Below are 26,316 nucleotides of genomic sequence, written 5' to 3'. Positions count from 1 at the left end.
TAACTCATGAAGATAACAATATTAGGAAGCGGTACTTCTACAGGAGTGCCTGAGATAGGTTGTACTTGTCCTGTCTGCACTTCTTCTGATCCTCGTGATCACCGACTGCGTGCTTCTGCTCTTATTGAAACAGACGATACGCGTATACTTATTGATTGTGGCCCGGATTTCCGGACTCAGGTGCTCGGACTTCCCTTTAAGAAGATAGATGGAGTACTTATCACTCACGAACATTACGATCATGTAGGTGGTTTGGATGATTTGCGGCCTTTTTGCCGTTTTGGTGAAGTACCTATTTATGCTGAGCCACATACGGCGGAACGTCTGCGTACCCGTATGCCTTACTGTTTTGTGGATCATAGTTATCCCGGAGTTCCCAATATTCCGTTGCAGGAGATTGAAGAAAATCGTACTTTCTTGATTAATCATATCCCGGTAACCCCTTTGCGTGTAATGCACGGCAGGCTTCCTATTCTGGGGTATCGCATTGGGAATATAGGGTATATTACTGATATGCTGACAATGCCTGATGTATCTTATGAACAATTACGCCAGCTTGATGTTCTGGTGGTAAATGCGCTGCGGATTGCTCCTCATCCAACGCATCAGAACCTGGCAGAAGCCCTTGACACTGCGCGGAGGATTGGAGCTAAAGAAACTTATTTCATTCATATGAGCCATCACATCGGGCTTCAGGCGGAAGTTGAAACACAACTGCCTCCTCATGTGTACTTTGCATCGGATGGATTAGAAATATTTTCGCAAAAGTTTTGATTCTTTAACGGAAATCCTTATTTTTGCCTGCAGTCGGTAAAAGAAGCAATATTATGAAACTTCGTACCTTCGTCAAAATAGCAATTACCACTTCTGTTGCGCTTTTGTGTACAGGTTTTGTTGTGTTCTCATTTTTCAAGTTGTCGGCAGCAGAAAATAAGGAGGACTTTGAGCTTTATGCACTTGTGCCACCTACGGCAACGGTTGTTTTTGAGACAGATGACATGTGTGCCCTGGTGCAGGAAATTAATGAACTGAACTGTAGTCGGGATAATAATTATTTGTATATTTCTAAAATTTTCTCTTATCTTAAACTGCATCTTTATACGCTTCTCGAGGATACTCCGCATGGGTTGAGCAGGCAGATGAGCAAAATGTTACTTAGTTTTCATGAACCGGATAACGATCGTAATCAGGTGCTCTATTGTGCTCTTGGTTCGGGAGATTATGAATTGGTGGAAAAATTCATCAAAAAATATTGTTCGAGTACATTCCCTTCTAAATTGTTTGATTATAAAGGAGAAGAAATACGTATCTATCCCTTGCCGGGCGATGATTTTCTGGCTTGTTATGTTACTTCCGGTTTTTTGGCTGTCAGTTATCAGAAGAAATTGATAGAGCAGGTGATTGATGCCCGTTTGTCAGGTAAGTCGTTGCTCAAAGATGATTCTTTTTCTAAGATACATGCGGCTAAAAAAAGTAATGTGGCTGCCACGATTTATGCCCGGATGGAATCACTGGATATGGGTAAAATGACTGATGGTATCCGTTCGCATACGGATATTGGCGGCTGGACAGAGTTTGATATGAAGCTCAATGGAGATGCTATTTATTTCTCGGGTATCAGCCACGATACGGATACATGTCTGACGTTCATGAACATGTTGCGCCGGCAACAGTCACTGGAGGGTTTTCCGGGGGCTATTCTTCCGGTGTCCACTTTCTTTTTCAGTCAGCGCTCGGTAAGTGACTTACAGGCAATGTTTGATTTTACAAGCGGGCAGGAGTATGCTACAGCCACTTATTCCGATTATATCAGTGCGCGTGATGAGGCATTATTGTTTTATCTGAAAGAGAATGGTAAACATGATATAATGACTTGCCTTTTTCACCGTAATGACACTCTTGCTTTTCCGGCTGCCGTAGCAAGTCTGCCTGTTGATGATATGGTGCAGGCCGAACGAATGCTGAAATCGCTGATAGATAATACTCCAAAGGAGGAAGATGCTCCTTCTGTGCCTCCTGTAACTTTTTGTTATACTCCCAACCGTGCATATACCCTTTATGTGCTCCCACGTAACACATTGTTTGCCCAACTAACAGGTGTGACGCAACCTTCATTGTATGTTTATGCATGTTTGTATGATGGACGATTATTGTTAGCTCCCGATTCTGAGAGTCTTTCCTGCTATATAGGTCATTTGGATAAGAAAGAAGTGTTGGAAGAGTTGCCGGCATATCAGGAGAGTGTATCCGGTTTATCTGATGTGTATAATTTTATGCTTGTTGCCGATTTGGAGAATATGTTTGCTCAGCCTGAAAGTTACGTTCGGCTTATTCCGGGTTTTTTCTTCCGTAATCCTGACTTTTTCCGTCATTTTGTTCTTTCCGCCCAATTTACGAGTATGGATGGGCAGATTTATCCGAATGTAGTTTTACAGTATAAAGGGGAATGATATAGAGAGGATTGGTTGCAATCATGTTTGAACCAGGCAGGTCTATCCAAAAGCGATCTGAACCAGATATTTCTGTCTTTTTATGGGCTTAGGTATCATTGTGGAAGGGCGGTGGATAAGACACTTCACTGTGAAATGTAAAATATGCCCCTGTAACATAATATTAAGATTTCTAAGAAAAAGAAAATTTGAAGAAAATGCTTCAGTCAGAATGAAAGTCGGTTATATTTAGTCTAATTCCTGATTGCGTTATTCTTTGTGGAGGAAGAAGAGATGGATTTGGAAAAAATGCACAAGTTACGCTAATCGGTGTACATCAGTATACCAGTATAAGCTGGACGTAAGCTTTATCACTATACCTGTTTGGCGTGGTTAGCGTAACCTGTGTTTTATGTTCTGTTTTCTTAAAATGGCAGATCATCCTTTGCGTCACCTGCAATAAACTCTGGCGCTGCTGTTGGAGCAGGAGGAGGAACTGGAGCTCCCGGAGCCATGGGTGCACCTGCTGCTATGCGTTCCACTTTCCATGCACGGATACTGTTGAACCAACGATCTTGCCATTGACGTGCATCGACGTCGAAGGATACGGTAAGCTCTTCGCCCATCTGGATATTGAACTGTTCTATTTTGTCAGCACCAAATACGTCAAAACACATTTTACGTGGGTACTGGTCGTGGTTTTCAATAACATATTCCTGCGATTTCCATTCGTTCCCAGTCTTAGAAACTCCGCCTCTGGGCTGGAGTATAGCGATAATTTTTCCTGTAAATTCCATTGCGATAAATTTAAATTCTGCGGCGAAGTTACAATTTTTTAGGGATATCTAAAGCACAACCCGGTGTTTTTTCTTTTGTTTTGTTGGTGCACCCCAATCTTTTTTTGTAACTTTGTGCATTGATAAAATTAAAAATTAAACATTCGGAAATATATGAAATTTATCGTTTCTAGTACTGCGCTTTTCAGCCATTTACAGGCTATTAGCCGTGTGATAAACTCAAAAAATGCGCTGCCTATTTTAGATTGTTTCCTCTTCGAACTGGAAGACGGAACGTTGTCTGTGACCGTTTCTGATAGTGAAACGACGATGGTAACCTCTGTCGAGGTCAACGAAAGTGATATGAATGGTCGCTTTGCAGTGGCTAGCAAGACATTGCTCGATGCTTTGAAGGAGATACCCGAACAGCCGTTAACGTTCGATATAAACACCGAAACTCTTGAAATTACTGTGCAGTATCAGAATGGAAAATACAGCCTTGTGGGACAGAATGCCGATGAATTTCCTCAGTCTGCCACGTTGGGTGATAGTGCCGTTCGGGTAGAAATGAGTGCAGATATATTACTGGGTGGCATTAATCGCAGTGTATTTGCTACTGCTGATGATGAATTGCGACCTGTGATGAATGGTATTTATTTTGATATTACTACTGAAGATATCACAATGGTTGCTTCGGATGGGCATAAATTGGTGCGTTGTAAAACGCTCGCTGCCCGTGGCAATGAACGTGCGGCCTTTATTTTGCCAAAGAAACCAGCCACTTTGCTCAAGAATCTGCTACCGAAAGAAAACGGTATGGTGGTGATTGAGTTTGACGAACGTAATGCCGTTTTCACACTCGAAAGTTATCGTATGGTATGTCGTCTCATCGAAGGCCGTTACCCTAACTACAACTCGGTAATTCCACAGAATAACCCACATAAGGTGACTGTAGACCGTCAGCAGCTGATAGGTGCTTTGCGTCGTGTGTCAATCTTCTCGTCACAGGCCAGTAGTTTGATAAAACTCCGTATCCAGGAGAACGAAATAGTAATTTCCGCACAGGATATTGATTTTTCTACTTCAGCAGAAGAAACTCAGGTATGCCAATATGCAGGTGCTCCGATGAGTATTGGTTTTAAATCAACGTTCCTGATTGATATTCTCAACAATATTTCGGCAGAAGAGGTTGTTATTGAATTGGCAGATCCATCGCGTGCCGGTGTGGTGGTTCCTGTAGAGCAGGAAGAGAACGAAGATCTGTTGATGTTGCTCATGCCGATGATGCTGAACGATTGATTCAGTTGAAAATTGAAAGTTGAGAGTTGAAAATTAGCTGCGCTATCAAATTGCATAGTAATTTTCAACTCTCAACTTTCAACTAAAAAGAGTTTTCGATTTTTAACTGATAAAGACTTTATACAGAATATGAAATTAAACCTTAAGAATCCTATCGTATTCTTCGATCTTGAAACGACGGGTACAAACATCAATGCAGATCGGATCGTAGAAATTTGTTATCTCAAGGTATATCCAAATGGAAATGAAGAGACTAAAACCATGCGTATTAACCCTGAGATGCATATTCCTGAAGCTTCTTCTGCCGTACATGGGATTTATGATGCAGATGTGGCAGATTGTCCTACTTTTAAGGAAGTAGCAAAAAATATAGCTAATGATATTGAAGGTTGCGATCTGGCAGGATTTAACTCTAATCGTTTTGATGTGCCTGTGCTTGTAGAAGAGTTTTTGCGTGCAGGAGTCGATATAGACATTAGTAAACGTAAGTTTGTAGATGTTCAGGTCATTTTCCATAAAATGGAACAGCGTACACTTTCTGCTGCCTATAAATTTTATTGTGAGAAAAGCTTGGAAGATGCACATACTGCCGAGGCCGATACACGTGCTACTTACGAGGTTCTGAAAGCACAACTTGACCGTTATTCGGAAGAATTACAGAATGACATTGCATTTCTTGCAGATTACTCCAGCTTCAATAAGAATGTAGATTTTGCCGGACGTATGGTGTATGATGATAACGGAGTAGAGGTTTTCAATTTCGGTAAGTATAAAGGTCAGTCCGTGACAGAAGTTTTGAAGAAAGATCCTGGATATTACAGCTGGATTCTGAATAGTGACTTTACACTCAATACCAAAGCGATGCTGACAAAAATCAGGCTGAGAGAAATGAGTAATATGAGTTATAAATTATGATTTATGGTATGCGATGCATAGCGCACTAACTAAGTTATAGTTCATTAATCAAAAATTACAAAGTTGAAAGGTAAAAAAATAATTCTTGGGATCACTGGTAGTATTGCTGCTTACAAAGCCTGTTATATCATTCGGGGGCTTATAAAGCTGGGTGCTGAAGTGCAGGTCGTTATTACTCCTGCAGGGAAGGAATTTATTACTCCTATCACACTATCGGCATTAACAAGCAAGCCTGTTATCAGTGATTTTTTTGCACAGCGGGACGGTACATGGAATAGTCATGTGGATCTTGGTCTTTGGGCTGACGCTATGCTGATAGCCCCCGCCACTGCTGCTACTATCGGTAAAATGGCAAATGGAATTGCCGACAATATGCTGATTACTACTTATCTATCTGCCAAAGCGCCTGTTTTTGTGGCACCGGCAATGGATCTCGATATGTATGCTCATCCTTCCACTCAAAAGAATCTGGATATTTTACGTTCGTATGGCAATCATATTATAGAACCCGGTACGGGCTTTCTGGCAAGCCATCTTGTGGGGAAGGGACGTATGGAAGAGCCCGAAAATATTATTCGTGTTCTTGCTGCTTATTTTTCGGCCAGTGGTGATCTGGCAGGGAAAAAGATATTGATCACTGCCGGTCCTACTTATGAAAAGATAGATCCGGTACGTTTTATTGGTAATTACTCTTCCGGAAAGATGGGTTTTGCACTTGCCGAAGCGTGTGCCGGACGAGGTGCAGAAGTGACATTGGTTACTGGGCCAGTGTGTTTACAGACATCCCATCCGTGTATTCATCGCGTTGATGTGGAAACTGCTGCAGAGATGGCCAATCAGGCGCAATTGTATTTTCAGCAGGCAGATGCCGGTATTCTTTGTGCTGCTGTAGCAGATTTTACACCGGAAACGACAGCCGGTTATAAAATAAAGCGAGAGAAAGATGATCTGACGCTCCGTCTTAAGCCTACGCAGGATATTGCTGCTATGTTGGGGCAGGTTAAAACATCAAAGCAGAAATTGATAGGCTTTGCACTTGAAACAAATGACGAGCAACACAATGCCCAGAGTAAGTTGGAACGGAAGAATTTCGACTTTATCGTGCTTAATTCTCTGAATGATTCCGGAGCGGGATTTCGGTATGATACAAATAAAATCAGTATTATTGACCGGCAAGGGCATACGGATTATCCGTTAAAGTCGAAGTCGGAGGTTGCACAAGATATAATTAATCGTTTGGTGGAGGAATTGCAATGAAGTATACAGGGGGGATACGGAACATAAGGTGTGGTGTAATGTGGAAGATATTGAGTGCTTCCGTGGTATGGTTGTTTCCTTTGTTTCTTTCTGCCCAGGAACTTGATTGTAAAGTGACTGTCAACCATGCTCAGGTGCAGGGAACGAATGTACAGGTATTCAAAACACTTGAAACCGCACTGACCGAATTTATCAATGAACGCCACTGGACACAAGCACAGTACGAGATTAATGAACGCATTCGTTGTTCTATGAATCTTACTGTGAAAGGATATAATGAGAATGAAGGTCGCTGGACATGTGAACTTATAGTACAATCTACCCGTCCGGTGTATCAGTCTGGTTATCAGTCTACCGTGTTTACTTTCAAGGATAATAATGTAGAGTTCAATTATCGTGAATTTGATCCGTTGGAGTTGCGTGATAATCTGATAGATAATAATCTCACTGCTGTTATTGCCTATTATGCCTATCTGATGATTGGCCTGGATATGGATACTATGTCACCAAAAGGCGGAACAGAGCTTTTTCGTGCTGCTGAAAATGTAGTGACTGCCGCACAGTCTCTGAATGAAAAAGGATGGAAGGCTTTTGATGACAGTCGTAACCGCTACGCTATTGTTTCCGACTATCTGGATGAGGGTATGAGTCCACTTCGTCAGATGATGTACGAGTACCATCGAAAGGGAATGGATGAAATGGTAACCAATGCCACTCGTGCACGTGCAACTATTACTGCTTCGCTTGCCGGATTGAAACAGGCGCGTGATACTAAACCGATGTCTTCATTGCCAGTAATATTTACCGAAATAAAGAAAGACGAACTGGTCAATATTTATGGTGGAAAATCGCCTGCAGCCCAGAATGAACGGGAACAGGTATATCAGATTCTTTCAAATATTAATCCTTCGCAAAACAGTGTATGGGACAAAATAAAATCAAAATAATGTGCCGGTTATGCTAATGTGGTTAATGAAAAGAGACTAAAGAATTAGAGAGATTTAAATAATTAAATAATTAATAAAATTATGTGCGTAGCCAATTGGCACATTGATTAATTGGTATATTGGCACATTATTATATATGCTACGTTCACTGTATATTCAGAATTACGCCTTAATAGAGAAGTTGGATATCCACTTCGATACAGGATTTTCTGTCATCACGGGTGAAACCGGTGCCGGAAAGTCTATTATACTGGGGGCTATTGGTCTGCTATTAGGGCAGCGGGCTGATGTGAAGGCTATCCGTCAGGGGGCATCTAAGTGTATTATAGAAGCTCGTTTTGATGTTTCTTCCTATGGTATGAAATCTTTTTTTGAAGAGAATGAACTGGAGTTTGAGGACGAATGTATTCTTCGTCGTGAAGTGCAGGCGTCGGGCAAGAGCAGGGCTTTCATTAACGATACTCCGGCTTCGTTGACACAAATGAAAGAATTGGGCGAACAGCTGATTGATGTGCATTCCCAGCATCAGAACTTATTATTGAATAAGGAAGGTTTTCAACTTAACGTACTTGACATTTTGGCACACAATGATGATGCGTTGAGTACTTATCATCGGCTTTATACAGACTGGAAACATCTGGATAAAGAGCTTGACGAATTAATAACGTTGGCCGGACAAAGTAAGGAAGATGAAGATTATATTCGTTTTCAGCTTGAACAACTTGAAGAGGCACATCTTGTCGAGGGTGAGCAAGAAGAGCTGGAACAAGAGTCGGAAACGTTGAGCCATGCCGAAGAAATAAAGGCTGGATTATACCGTATTGAACAGAACTTTACTTCCGATGAAGGTGGTTTACTGGCTGCATTAAAAGAAAGTTCAGGTTCTCTTTCAGCTTTGCAAAAGGTGTATTCACCTGCAACAGAACTTGCAGAACGTATGTATAGTAGCTTCATTGAGCTGAAAGACATAGTAGATGAAATTAGCGCTCAGAGTGAAAATATAGAATTTAATCCTATTCGTCTGGACGAAGTTAATGACCGTTTGAATCTGATCTATTCTTTGCAGCAAAAGCATCGTGTGCAGACTGTTGAAGAATTAATAGGATTGACGGAGGGATATAAAGAGAAATTGTCAGCTATCACTTTGTTTGACGATCGTATTGCTGCTCTGACAGCCGAAAGAGATATCCTGTATAATAAAGTGAAAAAACAAGCGGGGGTTCTAACAAAGGCTCGTGTTGCTGCCGCCCGTGAAGTAGAGAAGCAGATGGCTTCCAGATTGATACCGTTAGGTATGCCTAATGTACGGTTTCAGGTAGAGATGGGGGTACGCAAAGAACCCGGATTGCAGGGGGAGGATACGGTTAACTTTCTTTTCTCTGCCAATAAGAACAGTGCATTACAAAACATCTCGTCTGTAGCTTCTGGTGGTGAGATCGCTCGCGTCATGTTATCTGTTAAGGCAATGATAGCCGGAGCAGTAAAACTCCCTACCATTGTGTTTGACGAAATAGATACCGGTGTTTCCGGTGAGATTGCTGATCGCATGGCAGACATTATGCAGGAGATGGGAGAGCAGGAAAGACAAGTGATAAGTATCACCCATTTGCCGCAGATCGCTTCCCGTGGATGTGCACATTATAAGGTGTATAAGCGTGATAGTGATACTGAGACAAATAGCCACATTCGTCGTCTTACTGATGAAGAACGGGTGGAAGAAATAGCACATATGCTGAGCGGTGCTACTTTGACGGAGGCAGCGTTGAGTAATGCAAAAGCGTTATTAGGATTTACGATTTGATGATTTACTATTTACGATCTAGCTGCGTAAGGCAGGAAGAGTAAATGTAGAAATGGAAGAATCGCAAATAGAGAGTATTTTTTTATAGTAAATTGTACATAGTTAAATAGTAAATAAATAAGATGATTGATCAAAGTGAAATGATTTTCGGTGTCCGTGCCGTAATAGAGGCTATACAAGCAGGTAAAGAGATTGATAAAATTCTGGTAAAGAAAGATATCCAAAGTGATTTGTCAAAAGAATTGTTTGCAGCCTTGAAAGGTATGCTTATTCCGGTGCAGCGTGTTCCGGTAGAGCGTATCAACCGCATTACCCGTAAGAATCATCAGGGAGTAGTAGCATTTATCTCTTCTGTGACTTATCAGAAGACGGAAGATCTTGTACCTTTTTTGTTTGAACAGGGTAAGAATCCGTTATTTGTTATGCTGGATGGTATAACGGATGTCCGTAATTTTGGAGCTATAGCCCGTACCTGTGAGTGTGCTGCGGTAGATGCTGTTATCATTCCGGCCCGGGGTAGTGTGACGGTAAATGCAGATGCAGTGAAAACTTCTGCAGGAGCTTTGCATACTCTACCTGTTTGCCGTGAACAAAGTTTGAAGAGTACTTTACAGTTCCTCAAAGATAGTGGCTTTCATATTGTGGCTGCCACTGAGAAAGGAGATTATGACTATACGAAAGCCGATTATACTACTCCGACATGTATCATTATGGGGGCCGAAGACAAGGGAGTATCTTATGAGAATCTTGCACTCTGTGACGAATGGGTGAAGATTCCGATGTTGGGTAGTATTGAGTCACTTAACGTATCTGTGGCTGCCGGCATTTTGATATATGAGGCTGTGAAACAACGTCACAGTGACCTTTAAACTTTGAGTAGTTAGAATTTAGTAGTCAATGGTCAGCATCTATGCAGCGTGATAACTTTTAAACCGAATGGATTCCAGCTACCAGCTTCTAACTACTAACTTCTAACTGCCAGCTACTAACTACTAACTTTTTAATTTTTAATTTATGAAAAAGATTCTGTTACCTTTAATACTTATTTGTATGTCGGTACAATGGAGTATGGCACAAGCCCCTAAGTGGGTGGAAAAAGCTAAACGTGCTGTATTTTCTGTAGTGACTTACGACAAGAACGATAAAATACTCAATACCGGAAATGGCTTCTTCGTTACTGAAGATGGTATAGCCCTGTCGGATTATTCTCTTTTCAAAGGAGCGGAACGTGCCGTTATTGTTAACTTTGAAGGAAAACAGATGCCGGTAAATGCCATTCTTGGAGCAGATGATATGTATGATGTGATCAAATTTCGCGTGGCTATCACTGAGAAGAAAGTTCCTGCGCTGGTAATAGCTACTACTGCTCCTGCTGTAGGGGCAGAGGTGTATCTGCTACCGTATTCTACTCAGAAAGATCGTACGTGTACATCGGGAAAAGTACAAAAGGTGACTAAGGTAGGAGAGAATTATAATTATTATACGCTTGATATGCGTTTGAAAGACAAGATGGTGAGCTGTCCTGTGGCTACGACGGATGGTCAGGTGTTCGGGCTTGCACAGAAGTCATCCGGCAAGGATACTACCAACATCTGTTATGCTGCCGGAGCTGCTTTCGCCATGTCTCAAAGCATTAGTGCACTGTCTCTCGGTGATCTTACTTTGCGCAATATTGGTATCAAAAAAGGACTACCTGAAACAGAAGAACAGGCACTTGTGTATTTGTATATGGCTTCTTCACAATCTACTCCCGAAGTATATATGTCTTTATTGGATGATTTTGTGAAGCAGTTTCCGAACAGTCCGGATGGATATCTTCGCCGGGCTTCAACAACTGTTTTTAATGCAAAGGATGATGCTGCGTTTGATAAAGCGGCGGCCGATATGGAGCAAGCCTTAAAAGTAGCGCAGAAAAAAGATGATGTGTACTATAATATGGCAAAACAGATTTATAGTTATCAACTTGGCAAACCTGAGAAAGTATATAAAGATTGGACGTATGACAAGGCTTTAGAGTATGTTCATAAGGCATTGGCTATTGATTCTTTGTCTGTTTATGTACAGTTGGAAGGAGATATTCAGTTTGCAAAGCAAGATTATCCGGCAGCATTGGTTAGTTACGAAAAAGTGAACCGTACCAATCTTGCGTCCCCTGCTACCTTCTTCAGTGCTGCTAAAACGATGGAATTAATGAATGCCGATCCGAAAGCAGTGCTTGCTGTGATGGATAGCTGTGTAGCACATTGTCCACAGCCGATTTCCGCAGATAATGCTCCTTACGTGTTGGAGCGTGCCCAGATGAATATGAATGCAGGAGAATATCGTTCGGCAATGCTTGATTATGACACTTATTTTAAAGCAGTAGATGGCCAGGTGAATGACGTATTCTATTATTATCGTGAGCAGGCGGAATTTAAAGCCCGTCAGTATCAGCGTGCTCTGGATGATATTGCTAAAGCTATTGAACTTAATCCGAAAGAGTTGACTTATCGTGCTGAGCAGGCAGTAATAAATTTACGTGTGGGACGTTATGAGGAAGCGCTAAAAGTGCTGGATGAGGTATTAGCAATTGATCCTAAATATGCTGAAGCTTATCGTTTGAAAGGAATCTGCCTGATACAACTGAAAAAGCAGGAAGAGGCTTGTGCTAACTTTGCCAAAGCAAAGGAACTGGGTGATGCCAATGTGGATGAATTGATAAAAAAACACTGTAAATAGGTTTTGAGTTGGTGAGTTTTTGAGTTAGTGAGGTTTTAAGTTGGTAAGTTTTTGAGTTCTCATAGTAAATCCTCATATGATAACTATATGTATAGAAAGGATGTATTAAAAGCTCATCAACTTACCAACTCAAAAACTCATCAACTCAAAAACTCACTAAAAAATTTCACAGAAATGGCGAAGCCCCTGTCCACGCAGTTGGATAGGGGCTTCTTTTTGGAGATTTTTATAAAAACACTCTCTCTCTCATCTCCTTACTTAGTCAAGCTTAGGTTTTAGTTCCTTAAAGTTAGTCTTGTATTTTCTCTTGTATAACTATATAATAAATACGGAGGTATGCAGAATACTGCATTGGCTTCTGCTTTTTTTCTTAGAATTTTTATCAGAGTCTTTTTTTTACTATCTTCGAAGCGTAAAATAACGTGTCAATGAGCAGGATACACCGGTTTATTGGTTAACCATGTGTACTAATTGACACATTGATACATCATTAATAATAAAATAGAGAACAGAATGAAGAAAGTAATTTGTAGTGAAAAGGCTCCGGGAGCAATCGGACCCTACAGTCAGGCTATTGAAGCCAATGGTATGGTGTTTGTATCAGGACAGCTGCCTATTGATGCTACTACCGGAGTAATGCCGGAAGGAGTGGAGGCACAGGCTCGCCAGTCTTTAGAAAATATTAAGCACATCCTGGAAACAGCCGGACTGACAATGGCGGACATTGTCAAAACGACTGTATTTCTGCAGGATATGTCTTTGTTTGCCGGTATGAATGGCGTATATGCAACTTATTTCAACGGAGACTTCCCGGCCCGTTCTGCTGTGGCTGTGAAAGCTTTGCCGAAAGATGCCTTAGTTGAGATTGAGTGCATTGCGGCTCGCTAATAAATCTGCAACAATAAAACTACTGCCTCCTACAAAGATAAAGTCTTTGGGGAGGCTTTTTTCTTGTGCTGCACGTACGGCGCTCTCCACTGACGGATAGGTAGTACCTTTCAGGCCAAATTCATTGGCTATACTTTGCAATTCTCCTTCCGGCAAGGCTCGTTTTACACTTGCTTTTGTGAAATAATAACTCGCTTCCTGAGGCAACAGACTTAATACACCGCGAATGTCTTTGTCATTTACCATACCTATTACAATGTGCAGATGGTGGTAAGGGATCGATTTTATTTGTTGGGTGATATACGTAATTCCGCCGATATTGTGCCCCGTGTCGCATATTAACAGGGGAGCATCACTTAATTGCTGCCATCGCCCCATTAGTCCTGTCAATTCATTGACATGAGAAAACCCATTACGAACACTTTGCTCTTCAATCCGATATCCCAGAGCTTTCAGCTCCTTTAAAGCATGCAGTATTGTATTGGTGTTTTTTATCTGATAACATCCTCCAAGTTCTCCCTCTAAACGGGGATACTCCTGAGTTTCGTATACCAGCATATTACTTTGAGAGTTCGCATTTAAGACAAGTGTATTATCTTCTGCAAATACGATGGGAGCATTCATTTCTGTCGCTTTTTCAACAAATACCGGTCGGGTTTCTTCTGTCGCTTCTCCAATTATTACCGGGATTTCCTTTTTAATAATTCCCGCCTTTTCTCCTGCAATCTTTGCCAGTGTATTACCCAGAAACTGTGTATGGTCAAAGCTGATATTAGTAATGATACATAGATCCGGAGCAATGATATTGGTACAGTCGAGTCGTCCTCCCAGTCCCACTTCAATAATTGCTACATCCACCTTTTCATCGGCAAAGTAACGGAAAGCCATAGCCGTAGTCAATTCGAAAAAGGAGGGATGGAGCGGTTCAAAGAAAGCCCGGTGTTTTTCTACGAAGTTTATAACATATTCTTCAGGCATCATCTCTCCGTTGATACGGATACGTTCGCGAAAATCGACAAGGTGAGGAGAAGTATAAAGCCCCACCCGATAGCCTGCTTCTTGCAAAATAGCGGCAAGCGTATGGGAGCAGGAGCCTTTACCGTTCGTTCCTCCTACATGAATGGTACGGTATTCACGATGAGGATGTCCGAAGTATTCATCTAATATTTTAGTGTTTTCCAGTCCTTCTTTATATGCTCCGCTTCCTATTTGCTGGAACATGGGTACACTCTCATATAAGTACGTTAAAGTGTTCTGATAGTCCATCTTTTATAATATTTAACTGGCAAGAAATCTTTATTGCCCTTTTATTTCTTATCTTAGGTGCCACAATCCTTCATCGTAGTGACTGATTGCTTTAACGGATTGCAAATATCAACATTTTAAATCTAAGAAGAGTATGGGAACTAAGAAAAATTTTGTGCTTGACACAAATGTTATCCTTCACGATTACAATTGCTTGAAGAATTTCCAAGAGAATGATATTTATCTCCCCATCGTAGTGATTGAAGAACTGGATAAGTTCAAGAAAGGGAATGAACAGATTAATTATAATGCCCGCGAATTTGTCAGAGAACTCGATTTGATTACAGATGATAATCTTTTTACGAGTGGTGCCTCATTGGGAGAGGGACTGGGACGTTTGTTTGTTATTACGGGTGAAGTCGATTCTCCGGCTGTACGTGATTCTTTTCCTTCACGTAAGCCCGATCATCAGATTCTGGCCGTAGCAGACTATCTGGCGCACAAGCATACTAATATGAAGACTATACTGGTGACTAAAGATGTCAATCTACGTATGAAAGCCCGTTCTATTGGTGTGATTTGTGAAGATTACATTACTGACAAAGTGGTGAATGTAGATATCTTTGAGAAGTCCAATGAAGTATTTGAGGGAATTGATCCTACATTAATCGATCAGATCTATTCTGCCCGGGAAGGACTGGATATCAACGAGTTTGATTTTAAAAATATTATTCGTCCTAACGAGTGCTTTATATTGAAAAGTGATCGTAGTAGTGTACTTGCCCGTTACAATCCTTTTACCCATACGGTTTGCCGGGTCAATAAAACGAAGAATTATGGAATTGAACCTCGCAATGCCGAACAAAGTTTTGCTTTTGAAATATTGAATGATCCCAATGTGAAACTGGTTGCTTTGACAGGTAAGGCCGGTACTGGTAAAACTCTTTTAGCATTAGCTGCTGCCTTAGGCAATCTGATTGATTATAAGCAGATTTTATTGGCACGTCCTATTGTGGCTCTTTCCAATAAAGATCTGGGCTTTTTGCCGGGTGATGCAAAGGAGAAAGTCGCTCCTTATATGCAGCCTTTATTTGATAATCTGAATGTAATCAAACGCCAGTTTGCAGCTAATTCCACTGAAGTGAAACGTCTGGAAGATATGCAGAAAAGCGAGCAATTGGTTATTGAAGCGTTGGCATTTATTCGTGGGCGTAGTCTGAGTGAAACTTATTGCATCATTGATGAAGCTCAGAATCTTACTCCTCACGAAATAAAAACGATCATTACCCGTGCGGGTGAAGGTACTAAGATGGTGTTTACCGGAGATATCCAGCAAATTGACCAGCCTTACCTGGACAGCCAATCCAATGGATTAGTTTATATGATTGATCGTATGAAAGAGCAAAATATCTTTGCCCATGTCAATTTGGTGAAAGGTGAACGTAGCCAGTTAAGTGAATTGGCAAGTAATTTGATGTAATGATTCATAATAAGAATAGGGATACTTTTTGAATGTCCCCCACTTACAAGATACAAGAGAGGCAACTGATTCGTAATGAATTAATTGCCTCTCTTGTGTCTGTAAGAAATATCCTTGTTTTGGATCAAATAAAAAATGCTGTTGGCCGATTATCTGAATGTATAAATCCGGTTTACTTATTTTATTCCATAAAAATACGTATTTAATACCTTGTTAAAATGCATATTAACAGCGTCTTAAATACGTATTCTTATATTGTAAAAGTACGTACTTTTAAGCAATAAAAAACAGATTTGTCAAAAGTGTTAAAAATAACACTTGCAAAGATTTTTATTTGATCCCTTATTCTATTTTCATTGCAAATCCACCTCCGGGTGCGAGATGTATTTTCACTTTATCTTTATCATTCAACTTGATGTTTTCTTTTTTATAGTCCCGTCCGCTGCGATGTGCGTTTATACCATCTTTAAACAGGGTAACTGTTTTCCCTTTTTCTTTTAAGAATGATAAATCGACCTCTATGTCGCGTGCATCCCAATTAGTCATTCCACCGACATACCAGGTATTGCCGTGTCTGCGGGCTGTTACTATATATTCGCCGATCTTGCCATCAAGAGTGATACTTTCGTCCCATACGGTGGGTATGTTTGCAATAAAATCCAGTGATTCCGGTTCGCGCATGTAGTTGCTTGGTGCATCGCAAAGCATGTTGAACGGAGATTCCAGTATGACGTACATGGCCAGTTGATGACATCTTGTACCCTGACTCATTGGCTCTGAATTGCAAGGATAATAGTTACCTTTTGCCGCATTACGCATGGCACCTTGCGTATAATCCATTGGTCCTGCCACCTGGCGGATGAAAGGAATAATGACATCATACTTCATCTGGTCTACAGCAGGGCTCCATTTCATCTGTTCCAGTCCGTGCACTCCTTCAAAGTTCAGAACATTGGGATATGTGCGGTTCATTCCGGCAGGTTTGTATGTGCCATGCAGGTCGAGTATCAGTTTGTGTTTTGCACAGGTTTCAGCAGCACGGTAGTTAAAGTCTACCATTTCCTGATCATCACGATCCATAAAGTCTACCTTGAATCCTTTCACACCGATATCGGCATAGTGTTTACAGATATTCTCCATATCCCGGTTGAATGCGTGAAAACCTGCCCAAAGGATGATACCTACGTTCTTTTTCGCACCGTAATCTACCAGTTCTTTGATGTCGATTTCTTTCACAACCTGCATCAGGTCAGCTTTCAGGTTTACTGCCCAGCCCTCATCGAGAATAACATACTCAATACCATGTGCTGCTGCAAAGTCTATGTAATATTTATAAGTTGCATTGTTGATTCCGGATACGAAGTCTACTCCGTCAATGTTCCAATTATTCCACCAGTCCCATGCTACTTTACCGGGTTTGATCCATGAGATATCAGCCACTCGTGAGGCTGCTCCTAATTTGTAAGTCATGTCACTGTTTGCCAAGTCTTTGTCTGTAGTAGAGAGGAGCGCTATGCGCCAAGGGAATGTTCGTGGGCCATTCACTTTGGCTATATAGTGTTCGCGTTGTTGTACTTGCATTTGTAGCATGTTGTGTCCACCCTGTTTGGTAACTTTAGGGTATTGCGCTTGCTTGCCGGTCAGGCTGTTATTACCGTTTGCATTAGTCAGATAGAGTCCGGGGTAGCTTTCCAGATCCGATTCTGTGATACAGATTTTTTTGCCGTTCCCTACTTCAACTACCAGCGGCAGAAACATCATTCTTCCTTTGTTTAGTTTTGAAAGCCGGTCGGTGGTATAAGCGTTCTCAAATGAATTCATAAACTGAGACTCATAATCTCCATCTTTTCCGGGCCTTACGTAGGGCACTGTAGCCATGGCATCATCGTTAAATTGGTAGTTGACCTCTTCACTTTGGATATTGAATGGCTTCTTCCGTTGATTGATAAAACGATAAGCTATTCCATCGTCGTATGCACGAAACTCCAATCCCCATTGTTTTTTGAATGTCAGTTTCAATTCGTTATATGTATCCTGGATTTTATCTTTCTTGTAGAATGGTGAAAGGATTGTTTCATTCACGCTTCGTTTGTTGCTTTTGGATAGTTTGGCATTATCACCCCATACTTCTCCATCACTTAACATTAATGAAATGGGGGAGGGGGACAGGACAGATTGTCCATCATGTGTAATGTCATAGGTGATTTTTTCGCCAATGTTAATAGTTGTACTGATACGTCCGTTGGGTGAAGTCAACGTAAATTGTTTTTGTGCATAAGCCGTGGTTATCAGAAACAGGCTGCACAGCAGGGTCATTTTTAGTTTTCTCATGGTATATAAATGTTTAATTAGACCTTGGTTATGTAGGTTGCTAATATGAAATCGTGTTGTGATATATAAAGTTGTTACAAATATACAATGAAAAAATATAAAAACCTGAGTTTGAGATAGATTTGATTTATAATTGAATAGTATTTTACCACAGAGGTCGCAGAGGGCACAGAGTTTAAATCTTTATTGAAACGCAGATGAACGCAAATTCTCGCAAAGGGAAATAACGATAAAATAAAGAACTACAGTTTTTTAATCTGCGTTCATCCGCGTTTCATCAGAGAAAATAATATCTCTGCGCCCTCCGTGTCCTCTGTGGTGAACTGATTCATTTCTGAACAGAAGTGAATAAAAAATTCCCCCTTTACTGGCCACGCCTGGTCAGAAGGGGGAAACACAAACAAACAATAATATTAAGAAACTGGCGTGATTCACATCAGACCAACTCCCTGTTTCCCTTTCGGGAAAATACAGTACTGAGATTGAATAACAGTACCATATGCCTTCAAAAAACTATTAATTCTGTTGTTGTGCCATTTTCTTATTATTGTAGATACTTATTCGGTGACTTCACTCCATGGATAAGGATATTTTTCCAGATTTGTCAGTGTATCTACAATCTCTTGTTCCTCCGCTGTTAACTCTCTTTTCCCCCAATCGTCTATTATAGCATGAGCTTCTGCTGCCAGTTCGTCATCAAATACTTCACCATAACAGTAGGTCAGTAGTTGACATTTCAAAAGAGAAGGAGAGAGTTTTTCCAATACTTTCCATGAGCGCTCCAGAATTGTTTGCTTACGGGTTTCTATATCATTGGTATAGATAAGAGCGTTATATCCCATCAACAAAGCGAGGCAAAGGAGTGCTTCTTCTTCATCGGTAGAGGCTTGAGCTGTGAACAAAACATTTGCTTTTTGCAGCACTTCTTTGTTCTGTTGGCAGAGTGAATCTGCATATATAGGTGAATCATCTACACCCAGATATAACAGTTCGTGGGCTAAATGTTTTAATTCCTGAATTTGAGTTGTTAGCATATGATTGTTGAATTTAAGTTAGTAGCATTTAAAAGAGTGATTTCGTTATTTATTTCTTATTGTAGAGTATTTACTTTATTGCATACGATGGTAATTCCTAATTTAGACAAACCTGCTGTCCATTCATCTTCATTTGAATTGAAATACTCACTGTAGTGCATTATTTTGGTATCTTCTATTCCGGAAAAAGCATATGTGTACAGGTCTCTTCTTAGTAACATTCTACTATAATTCAGTGCATCATCACCATTGTATCCAAAGAAAGAATAGAGATTCATCATGAGCTTGCAACCTTTTTCTTTGAGCCGTACAAAGTCCTCTGTTCCCCAATAAATACTTCGTTCCGGTTGCATGACTACAGGGATATAACCTATGTTTATAATAGAGTCAAGCACTTCCCAAAAGCTATCATTTTTTAGCAGGGGATGAACATCAATAAGCAATTCTTTATGCCCGTCAATGGTCAGTAGATCTTCAGTGCCCAGCATCTTTTCAAAAGCATTATCCAGGCGATATCTGGCAGAAAGTTTCAGTTCAATGCTTCCATTATACTGATTTTTTAAACTATTGAATACTTTCTCGAGATTCTCTGTTGTGTTCTCAGGATTCTCTTTTTTCACAGGTGGAACACATGTCACCTGCTTTATTCCTATATCTTCCAGATAGTTCAACAGTTCCATTGATTTGTCCGGAGATAAGGCCCAGGCATCTGTACCTGGTAAGAGGTAGGGCTGAAAGTCAGTATAAATCATTAATCTTGCTTTTAATGTAGGTACAGTTTCCTTATTTTATTAAAGAAGGTTGTTGTTGTCTATTAATGTCTTTACTAACTGTTGCTGTGAACGTGATAACCGTATTCGTGAAAGGGCATCCATATAAATCTCCAGATGGTGAAGATCAGAACCGGCAAAGTCGTAAAAACCTGCTTTTAATAATACTTGAGACCGTTGTAATACTCTTTTGCCATATATACCTGCCAACGACATCAGATTTAACTGAAACTTACAACCATTTTTCTTTAGTGCAACCAGTTCCTCTTCGCGCATATACAAATATCGTTCCGGATGTGCTATAATGGGTTTATAGCCACTTACTTGTAACTCATAAAGCATGTGACGGAGGTCAGGAGGTGCCGATAGATAGGAGGTCTCCACTAATACATGGCAATCCCCTAAAGTCAGCAATCCCTCTTCCGTCTGTTTCTTAAATCCTGTGTCCAGCATATACTCGCCGGCCAGCCGGAGCTCAACAGGAGATTTATTCTTTTTACAAAACTCTTCGAAACGCTTTTGAAGAAAGTCGGGATGGTTTTCAATGATATCTTCCATAATATGAGGTGTGAGAAAGATTCTTCTGACACCTATTTCATACAGGTATTCAATGGCCGCAAGAGATTCTTCTACAGAAGCCATCCCGTCATCTACTCCGGGAAGGAGATGGGCATGAACGTCTGTCATGCCCTTTAAGAGTCCCGATTTTAAGATATTTGTTTCTGATGAAAGCCAGGAAAACATAGAGTAGTTTTTGATTATTTATTAAAAAGATTGGAGATACGTTTTTTCAAACGCTTTGTCAAACTTTTGTTTTTACTTTTTCGTCCTTCATCATTTCCATATCCATAGCCGTATCCATAACCGTACCCATATCCATAACCATAACCTTTACGGTCATAATTGACTCCGTTAAGCACGATGGCCATATTACGTAATTTATCCAGTTCGTACATTCGTTCCAGATTCGGAAGCTGGCGATGATCCATTATTCCGGCACGTACTACATAGATAGTTAGGTCTACTACTCGATTGATAATTGAAGCATCGGCTACGATGTCTACCGGTACGTTGTCCAGAATAACATAGTCATAGTGTTTTTTTAACTCTGTAACTATGCGGTCAAAACGTTCACTCAGAAGAAGTTCGGCAGGATTGGGAGGAACAGGACCGGCAAAGATGATATCGAGATTTTTATATTTATCATTTGTGATAATAATATCTTCAATCTTATCTGTTTTTCCCGATAAATAGTTGGTAAGTCCCATACGAGCCGGAATATCAGTGAAAATATTGCTCAAAGTACCTTTGCGGATATCCACATCGACCAGGATAACCTTCTTATTCATTTGTGCGATACTCATAGCCAGGTTACATGAGATAAATGTTTTTCCGGCTCCGGGATTAGAGGATGTCAGCATTACTACCTGAAGGTTTTCAGTTTTCACACGCATGAAGTCCATATTAGTCCGGATAATGCGGAATGCCTCGGATATTGGGCTACGGCTATTCTCGTGAACGATGATAGGAGATTCTTTTCTGTCTTTCTCACTACATTGGGGAATATCACCCAGAATGGGTACACTTAGAGCATCTTCCAAATCTTTACGGGTACGTACTTTGGTATCCAATGTCTTTTGTAACCAGAAGAATATCATAGGAATAGCGCCTCCTATCAGAATGGCTGCAAATAAAATAACCATTGTCCTGGGAGCTACAGGCTTGCTACTACCCGATGCCGGATCGATAATACGTGCATTACTTTCTGTGATAGCCTGTGTTAAAGCATTCTCTTCACGTTTGTTCAGCAGATAGAGATAAAGCTCTTCTTTAATTTTTTGTTGTCGTTCTACCGTTAGTACATATTTTTGTTGAGCAGGTACAGCTTCAATACGTTTCTGGGTTTGCTCTTCATGTTCCCGGTTATTCTTTAATTTGATGTTCAATCCAACGATTAGGTTGTCCACGGAGCGGATAATCGTCTGTTTCATTGCGGCCAGAGAATTGTTCAGGTCGATAACAATGGGGTTCTTGCTACTACTGCCAGAAACCAATTTATCACGTTTAAGCAACATTTCATTGTACTCACTGATTTGAGATTCCACACTGTTGTCAGAAATACCGGTATTGGCAGGAATTAGGTCTGCATTCTTTTGAGGATCTACTAAATAATCTTTAATATATTTGGCAATGCTTAGTTGATTTTCGAGGCTAAGTCCTTCCTGGCGATAAAGGCTTGTGTTTGCCAGATACATGCCTGTTTCTGACGTGATATCGGTCAGTTGATTTTCACGTTTGAATGCTTCAATGTTGGCATCCACTCCACCTAATTCACGTTCGATAATTATCAGACGTTCATTGATGAAATTTGAAGTGTTCACTGCTATCTGATTTTTATCATTAATAGCGTCTTCATTATAAATGGCAATTGCCATATTGATTACGTCTTCTGCACGTGCTATTGAGACATCTTTTAAAGTAAGATTAATGATTGTAGCAGTTTTGCTGGCAAGGGACACTTCCATGCTACTTTGATAAGCATCTACAACCCTTTCCATGTTGGATTTAGTGACTGAGATGGGTTTCTCGTAAAAATTGTCTGAATAATACAAAGTTGGCATTACTACCATTGCACCAACTGGAGTTTGTATTGTATCGTGTAAGTTTACTTCCAGTACCTCGTTTGAAGTGACTTCTCCATCTCCAACACTCATTTTCAGATCAGATAGCCTGACTCTGGCTGAATCAATTGGAGTTACTGTTACAAGGATTGATTGCCTCTCTTCTGCTTCAGGGAAAGAAAGTATTATTGGAGAGTGTGTATAAAGTTCTTTATTCCTTAATCCCTCTTTTATTTTATAGCTAATATCTAAATGCAGCCGACGTGCAACTTCTTCCATTAAATGTCGGGATTGAAATATAAGTACCTCATTGTCAACATTTCGTTTTCCTCCGAAAAGTCCTAAATCTGCAAAGGCAGAAGATTCACTTATCCCACCTCCTTTTGAATCATCACGTATTAAAACAGAGGCTTTACGACTATATATTTTGGATGAAGATTGTAAATAAAAGAAGGCAATACCTACACACAGGAAAATAGATAGTATAAACCAATAACGGTTACTCCATATTAGCTGTAGAATATCAGCAATATTAATTTCTTCTTCCTTTTCAGAAGATTTGGAGGCTTTTGACTCTTTATTAATTTTTTGTTCAGTACTCATTATTTAAAGGCATTTTTATTTAAACATAGTCACTAAGAGTGAGGTTATAGAGGCAAGTACGGATACTCCGGACAACCATACACCGACAGAATTGTTGGAGTTGATACGACTTTGTCCCGTTTTTGCATTGTTTGGCTCTACATATACAATATCATTCTGCTGTAGATAGTAACAAGGCGACTGAAAGATATCTGATGAACGTAAATCATGATATAGGATACTACGTTTACCATCTTTTTCACGGATTACGGCTACACGGTCACGGCGGCCATAGATAGTTAAATCACCAGCCATACTCAATGCTTCAAGCAATGTTATTCTGTCTCCTGAAATATCGAATGTTCCCGGACGTCCTACTTCACCTATTACAGAAACTTTGAAGTTAAGGAATTGAACTGTTACAATAGGATCTTTGATTAATTCTTCTTCAATTAATCTCTTTTTAATTAACTCGGTCACTTGCATACGGGTTAACCCTTCTACATGGATTTCTCCTAAAATAGGGAAATCAATATTGCCGTCTTGATTAACGAGATAACCAACTAACCGTTGTTGGCTAACGTTCTGTCCACCTATCTGATAACTTACTAATGGCATATTGAAAGGTAAAGCTAATTCAGGATCTTTACTGTTTACTATAATGGCTAACAGGTCATCTTTGTGGATGATAACCTCATAACTCTTATCAATTGCTTCTTCTTTGATAAGAGAAATGTCTTGTAAATAAAGCACTTCTTTTGGAGCTGAACAGGCCGCAAGTAAAACGACCATACAGATTAAAAATGTATGTTTCATTTTTTAATAAAATAATTAGTTATTGTTGTTTGAATTTTAAATTAATATTTGAGAAATTTGAAAAGAGAATTTGTCAATTGGAGGGGACTACTGGAAATTTTATTAATAAAAGTGTAAAATAATAGTTGCTTTAATAATATATACTATACTGATTAGCAATTGTTTCCCATTTATAATTTCTATTGGCAATCTCTAACATGTCTTTGGCGTTTTGTTGTAAGATAGTATTGTTTTTTTGAGTTAATTCAAGAAGATCTTTTTCATTTTGAAAATAGCAAGCCTTTTTTTGAGTAGTTTCGCGATTGTATATAACGTCATAGGCAAGAATGGGTACACCGAAAAACATAGCTTCCACTAATGACGGATTTGTGCCTCCTGCACTATGCCCATGAATATAATATTTACAATTTTTCCGTAGTGCATATAGTTTCTGCAAATCATAAATAGGATCTAATATCTTTATATTATTATGTGAAATATATTTTTTTTTCAGATCTTTTCCATACTCGCTTCTTTCCCAGTTGCCAATAAATATCATTGGTATATTGCTTTGTGCGAAAGCCTCCAATATTAGATGGCAATTATTTTCTGGTTCAATTCTACAGATAGTTATGGCATATTCACCAGCAGATAAATTATAATGGTTTAAAATGTCATATTGTTGTTCACTGGATATGGTTTGTTGTACATGGTCACCTCCATATGCTATTAACACGGTTTCTTTACCATATTCATTTTTTACATACTCTTGTATTCCTTTGTTATCTGCTATTATCACATCGGCATATTTTATGGCCATTGCTTCAGAATATTTGAGGAACTTTCTTGCAAACTTTCCCCATTTAGCCCGTCTGTGTTCTATCCCGTCTATATTTATTATTAATTGTTTGTGGCATAACATACGGAAGAAGGGTAAGAAGATACATCCTGATACCCCTAAAACTAAAATAGTATCGTAGCCTTTGATTACTTTCATTAATGAATAGATATCATATGGAGTGCTTTGTATTCCATTTGCATGGAAAAAGGGGATATATTTCAAAACAGCTCCTTTATAAACTTTCATTTGTTTTTCATAATCTTTACTACTGCAAAATACGGTATATTGAATATCAGAGGGTGTGTTTTCACCAATCATATTCTCTACCAGTGTTTCAAAGCCACCATATTTTGCGGGTACACCTTGTATACCTATGATTGCAACTTTCTTCATTAATTATAATATTATAATAGAAATACGGATTATTCTTTTATCCATTTAGAGAATTCATTGGAGAATGATGTAATTTCTTGCCTGTTAGTGTAGGTGCTATATTCTGTATCTATATAGTAGTCTGTATACTTGGTATGTCTTTGTATAATTTTAGAGAAAGTATTGGTAAAAGATGGAATATCTAAGTCCGTAAGCATTCCAAAACTTTTGAATTTAGATAACATCATATTGAAATATGGAATATTACTTGCGATAATCGGCTTTTTAAAATAAAAGGCCATTTCTAAAATTCCACTTTGTGATGTTTTTCTATATGGCAGTATTACATAATCAGTATTTTTATATAAGAATACTAATTCGTCATCATTAATATGTTTTAGAAAAACTTGAAAAGACTGTGGATGCATGAGAGGAATTTTATGAATTGTCCCATCAAAATCCTTACCCGCAATGATGATGTTTAACTTCTCAGCTTGTTCTTGAGGTAATGCATTAATTGTTTGGATTAGTATGTCTATTCCTTTATTATAATTTATATTTCCGAAGAATAATATATTTATTTTATCTTTTGCAATTGAATGTTGAATCTCTTTTTCTACCTGATTTTCATTACATGTTTTTTTGAAGCAATATTTAAAGTGTGGAACAGATAATCTCAATCCTTGAAAATCATATTCATTAAGAAAGTTGTTTGTGCGTTGTGAGTGCGTTATTACACTTTTTATTTTAGAAGAGTATATGTTTTTGAACCATTTTTTTAATCGTAGATTTGCATCTACATTCTGTCCTATTGCTTCATGAATATCGATTATATGCTTTGGCGCCTTAGAAATTATCCATAGAAAGGGAATGTCAATACTATTTCCATAAGTCAAATATATGAAACAGGCTTTTTTATTAGATAGAACCTTGATATATAACTTAATGTAATTATATACTAAGAAAATAACTCCAATGAGCTTATTGACTGAATAGAAGTTTAAAAAGAAAGACGTAGCTTTGTCTTCCGGATAGTTAGATAAAATATTTATTTTTTCATTAGGTAAAGGGTTGGATAGTACTTTCTTGAAAGCATCATTATAATAATGCATACCACAATGAATACCTAAATAATCAACAATAAAGATTTGTTTCATTTCTATAACTGAGATAGATTAGTGATTTCGTATAATATCTGTCTTATAAGTAATTGGG

Annotated in this window: 21 protein-coding genes; 11 read left to right on the top strand and 10 right to left on the bottom strand. The window is 39.3% G+C overall.

The annotated features are described in order from the left end of the window. Positions 1-6 precede the first annotated feature (6 nt). Both K8P02_RS10470 and K8P02_RS10465 read left to right on the top strand, forming a co-directional pair. Positions 7-774 carry an MBL fold metallo-hydrolase gene (locus tag K8P02_RS10470; RefSeq protein WP_195661086.1) on the top strand — a complete coding sequence of 256 codons (768 nt, stop codon included), beginning with the start codon at positions 7-9 and terminating at the stop codon, positions 772-774. Positions 775-827: 53 nt separating this feature from the next. Then, positions 828-2,450, top strand: coding sequence for a DUF3352 domain-containing protein (locus tag K8P02_RS10465; protein WP_025867603.1), 1,623 nt, complete (start codon positions 828-830; stop codon positions 2,448-2,450). Between the two features lie 404 nt (positions 2,451-2,854). Here the strand turns inward: K8P02_RS10465 and K8P02_RS10460 are convergent, their stop codons facing one another. Continuing rightward, complete coding sequence (locus K8P02_RS10460; protein ID WP_002561516.1) at positions 2,855-3,226, bottom strand: DUF3127 domain-containing protein; 372 nt, start codon at positions 3,224-3,226, stop codon at positions 2,855-2,857. Positions 3,227-3,379: 153 nt separating this feature from the next. On the opposite strand from K8P02_RS10460, the gene dnaN reads away from it, so the two are divergent. The 8 genes from dnaN (at position 3,380) to K8P02_RS10420 (ending at position 13,030) form a co-directional block, all read left to right on the top strand. Then, entirely contained in the window at positions 3,380-4,504 is a 1,125-nt protein-coding gene (dnaN, locus tag K8P02_RS10455) for a DNA polymerase III subunit beta (protein WP_002561517.1), read from the top strand. Between the two features lie 129 nt (positions 4,505-4,633). Further along, the gene (locus K8P02_RS10450; protein WP_002561518.1) at positions 4,634-5,419 is read left to right on the top strand and encodes a 3'-5' exonuclease; all 786 of its coding nucleotides are present in this window, start codon (positions 4,634-4,636) and stop codon (positions 5,417-5,419) included. Positions 5,420-5,482: 63 nt separating this feature from the next. Continuing rightward, positions 5,483-6,676 (top strand): bifunctional phosphopantothenoylcysteine decarboxylase/phosphopantothenate--cysteine ligase CoaBC, encoded by a 1,194-nt coding sequence (gene coaBC, locus K8P02_RS10445; protein WP_002561519.1) that lies wholly within the window; start codon positions 5,483-5,485, stop codon positions 6,674-6,676. A 38-nt stretch (positions 6,677-6,714) separates the two neighbouring features. Further along, complete coding sequence (porD, locus tag K8P02_RS10440; RefSeq protein WP_007486805.1) at positions 6,715-7,623, top strand: type IX secretion system protein PorD; 909 nt, start codon at positions 6,715-6,717, stop codon at positions 7,621-7,623. A gap of 136 nt (positions 7,624-7,759) precedes the next feature. Beyond that, on the top strand, positions 7,760-9,424 hold the full coding sequence (recN, locus tag K8P02_RS10435; RefSeq protein WP_025867604.1) for a DNA repair protein RecN: 1,665 nt from the start codon (positions 7,760-7,762) through the stop codon (positions 9,422-9,424). A 122-nt stretch (positions 9,425-9,546) separates the two neighbouring features. Then, positions 9,547-10,293, top strand: a complete 747-nt coding sequence (gene rlmB, locus K8P02_RS10430; protein ID WP_025867605.1) for a 23S rRNA (guanosine(2251)-2'-O)-methyltransferase RlmB — start codon at positions 9,547-9,549, stop codon at positions 10,291-10,293. Between the two features lie 145 nt (positions 10,294-10,438). Then, entirely contained in the window at positions 10,439-12,142 is a 1,704-nt protein-coding gene (locus tag K8P02_RS10425) for a S1 family peptidase (protein WP_025867606.1), read from the top strand. Positions 12,143-12,655: 513 nt separating this feature from the next. Continuing rightward, positions 12,656-13,030 carry a RidA family protein gene (locus K8P02_RS10420; protein WP_002561524.1) on the top strand — a complete coding sequence of 125 codons (375 nt, stop codon included), beginning with the start codon at positions 12,656-12,658 and terminating at the stop codon, positions 13,028-13,030. Here the strand turns inward: K8P02_RS10420 and K8P02_RS10415 are convergent. Next, on the bottom strand, positions 12,998-14,296 hold the full coding sequence (locus tag K8P02_RS10415; RefSeq protein ID WP_002561525.1) for a bifunctional folylpolyglutamate synthase/dihydrofolate synthase: 1,299 nt from the start codon (positions 14,294-14,296) through the stop codon (positions 12,998-13,000). The genes K8P02_RS10420 and K8P02_RS10415 overlap by 33 nt on opposite strands. A gap of 133 nt (positions 14,297-14,429) precedes the next feature. Between K8P02_RS10415 and K8P02_RS10410 the strand changes: the two genes are divergently transcribed. After that, positions 14,430-15,755 (top strand): PhoH family protein, encoded by a 1,326-nt coding sequence (locus K8P02_RS10410; RefSeq protein ID WP_002561526.1) that lies wholly within the window; start codon positions 14,430-14,432, stop codon positions 15,753-15,755. Between the two features lie 342 nt (positions 15,756-16,097). On the opposite strand, the gene K8P02_RS10405 is transcribed toward K8P02_RS10410, so the two are convergent. From K8P02_RS10405 to K8P02_RS10370, 8 genes are all read right to left on the bottom strand, one after another. Further along, positions 16,098-18,086, bottom strand: a complete 1,989-nt coding sequence (locus tag K8P02_RS10405; protein ID WP_002561527.1) for a glycoside hydrolase family 97 protein — start codon at positions 18,084-18,086, stop codon at positions 16,098-16,100. Between the two features lie 557 nt (positions 18,087-18,643). Next, positions 18,644-19,120 carry a UpxZ family transcription anti-terminator antagonist gene (locus K8P02_RS10400; RefSeq protein WP_002561528.1) on the bottom strand — a complete coding sequence of 159 codons (477 nt, stop codon included), beginning with the start codon at positions 19,118-19,120 and terminating at the stop codon, positions 18,644-18,646. A 56-nt stretch (positions 19,121-19,176) separates the two neighbouring features. Further along, positions 19,177-19,872: a CpsB/CapC family capsule biosynthesis tyrosine phosphatase gene (locus K8P02_RS10395; RefSeq protein ID WP_002561529.1), complete on the bottom strand. Its 696-nt coding sequence runs from the start codon at positions 19,870-19,872 to the stop codon at positions 19,177-19,179. A 39-nt stretch (positions 19,873-19,911) separates the two neighbouring features. Further along, on the bottom strand, positions 19,912-20,577 hold the full coding sequence (locus K8P02_RS10390; protein WP_223382297.1) for a tyrosine-protein phosphatase: 666 nt from the start codon (positions 20,575-20,577) through the stop codon (positions 19,912-19,914). A 71-nt stretch (positions 20,578-20,648) separates the two neighbouring features. Beyond that, the gene (locus K8P02_RS10385) at positions 20,649-23,114 is read right to left on the bottom strand and encodes a GumC family protein (RefSeq protein WP_002561531.1); all 2,466 of its coding nucleotides are present in this window, start codon (positions 23,112-23,114) and stop codon (positions 20,649-20,651) included. Positions 23,115-23,129: 15 nt separating this feature from the next. Further along, positions 23,130-23,909 (bottom strand): polysaccharide biosynthesis/export family protein, encoded by a 780-nt coding sequence (locus K8P02_RS10380; RefSeq protein ID WP_002561532.1) that lies wholly within the window; start codon positions 23,907-23,909, stop codon positions 23,130-23,132. Between the two features lie 130 nt (positions 23,910-24,039). Further along, on the bottom strand, positions 24,040-25,122 hold the full coding sequence (locus K8P02_RS10375; RefSeq protein ID WP_002561533.1) for a DUF1972 domain-containing protein: 1,083 nt from the start codon (positions 25,120-25,122) through the stop codon (positions 24,040-24,042). Positions 25,123-25,151: 29 nt separating this feature from the next. Next, positions 25,152-26,258 carry a glycosyltransferase gene (locus K8P02_RS10370; RefSeq protein ID WP_002561534.1) on the bottom strand — a complete coding sequence of 369 codons (1,107 nt, stop codon included), beginning with the start codon at positions 26,256-26,258 and terminating at the stop codon, positions 25,152-25,154. Between the last annotated feature and the right edge of the window lie 58 nt (positions 26,259-26,316).

Source organism: Bacteroides nordii, assembly GCF_019930665.1.
GTDB classification, from domain to species: Bacteria; Bacteroidota; Bacteroidia; order Bacteroidales; family Bacteroidaceae; genus Bacteroides; species Bacteroides nordii.
The sequence above is the reverse complement of the archived record's forward strand: the minus strand, read 5'-3'. Positions and strand labels throughout refer to the sequence as shown.

Bases quoted from the DNA above. Each gene is read 5' to 3' on its own strand.
- K8P02_RS10395 (WP_002561529.1), bottom strand. From the start codon at position 19,872: ATGATTTATACTGACTTTCAGCCCTACCTCTTACCAGGTACAGATGCC.
- dnaN (WP_002561517.1), top strand. From the start codon at position 3,380: ATGAAATTTATCGTTTCTAGTACTGCGCTTTTCAGCCATTTACAGGCT.
- K8P02_RS10450 (WP_002561518.1), top strand. From the start codon at position 4,634: ATGAAATTAAACCTTAAGAATCCTATCGTATTCTTCGATCTTGAAACG.
- K8P02_RS10410 (WP_002561526.1), top strand. From the start codon at position 14,430: ATGGGAACTAAGAAAAATTTTGTGCTTGACACAAATGTTATCCTTCAC.
- recN (WP_025867604.1), top strand. From the start codon at position 7,760: ATGCTACGTTCACTGTATATTCAGAATTACGCCTTAATAGAGAAGTTG.
- K8P02_RS10460 (WP_002561516.1), bottom strand. From the start codon at position 3,226: ATGGAATTTACAGGAAAAATTATCGCTATACTCCAGCCCAGAGGCGGA.
- K8P02_RS10370 (WP_002561534.1), bottom strand. From the start codon at position 26,258: ATGAAACAAATCTTTATTGTTGATTATTTAGGTATTCATTGTGGTATG.
- K8P02_RS10465 (WP_025867603.1), top strand. From the start codon at position 828: ATGAAACTTCGTACCTTCGTCAAAATAGCAATTACCACTTCTGTTGCG.
- K8P02_RS10400 (WP_002561528.1), bottom strand. From the start codon at position 19,120: ATGCTAACAACTCAAATTCAGGAATTAAAACATTTAGCCCACGAACTG.
- K8P02_RS10390 (WP_223382297.1), bottom strand. From the start codon at position 20,577: ATGACAGACGTTCATGCCCATCTCCTTCCCGGAGTAGATGACGGGATG.
- K8P02_RS10470 (WP_195661086.1), top strand. From the start codon at position 7: ATGAAGATAACAATATTAGGAAGCGGTACTTCTACAGGAGTGCCTGAG.
- K8P02_RS10380 (WP_002561532.1), bottom strand. From the start codon at position 23,909: ATGAAACATACATTTTTAATCTGTATGGTCGTTTTACTTGCGGCCTGT.
- K8P02_RS10405 (WP_002561527.1), bottom strand. From the start codon at position 18,086: ATGAGAAAACTAAAAATGACCCTGCTGTGCAGCCTGTTTCTGATAACC.
- K8P02_RS10385 (WP_002561531.1), bottom strand. From the start codon at position 23,114: ATGAGTACTGAACAAAAAATTAATAAAGAGTCAAAAGCCTCCAAATCT.
- K8P02_RS10420 (WP_002561524.1), top strand. From the start codon at position 12,656: ATGAAGAAAGTAATTTGTAGTGAAAAGGCTCCGGGAGCAATCGGACCC.
- K8P02_RS10425 (WP_025867606.1), top strand. From the start codon at position 10,439: ATGAAAAAGATTCTGTTACCTTTAATACTTATTTGTATGTCGGTACAA.
- porD (WP_007486805.1), top strand. From the start codon at position 6,715: ATGTGGAAGATATTGAGTGCTTCCGTGGTATGGTTGTTTCCTTTGTTT.
- K8P02_RS10415 (WP_002561525.1), bottom strand. From the start codon at position 14,296: ATGGACTATCAGAACACTTTAACGTACTTATATGAGAGTGTACCCATG.
- K8P02_RS10375 (WP_002561533.1), bottom strand. From the start codon at position 25,122: ATGAAGAAAGTTGCAATCATAGGTATACAAGGTGTACCCGCAAAATAT.
- rlmB (WP_025867605.1), top strand. From the start codon at position 9,547: ATGATTGATCAAAGTGAAATGATTTTCGGTGTCCGTGCCGTAATAGAG.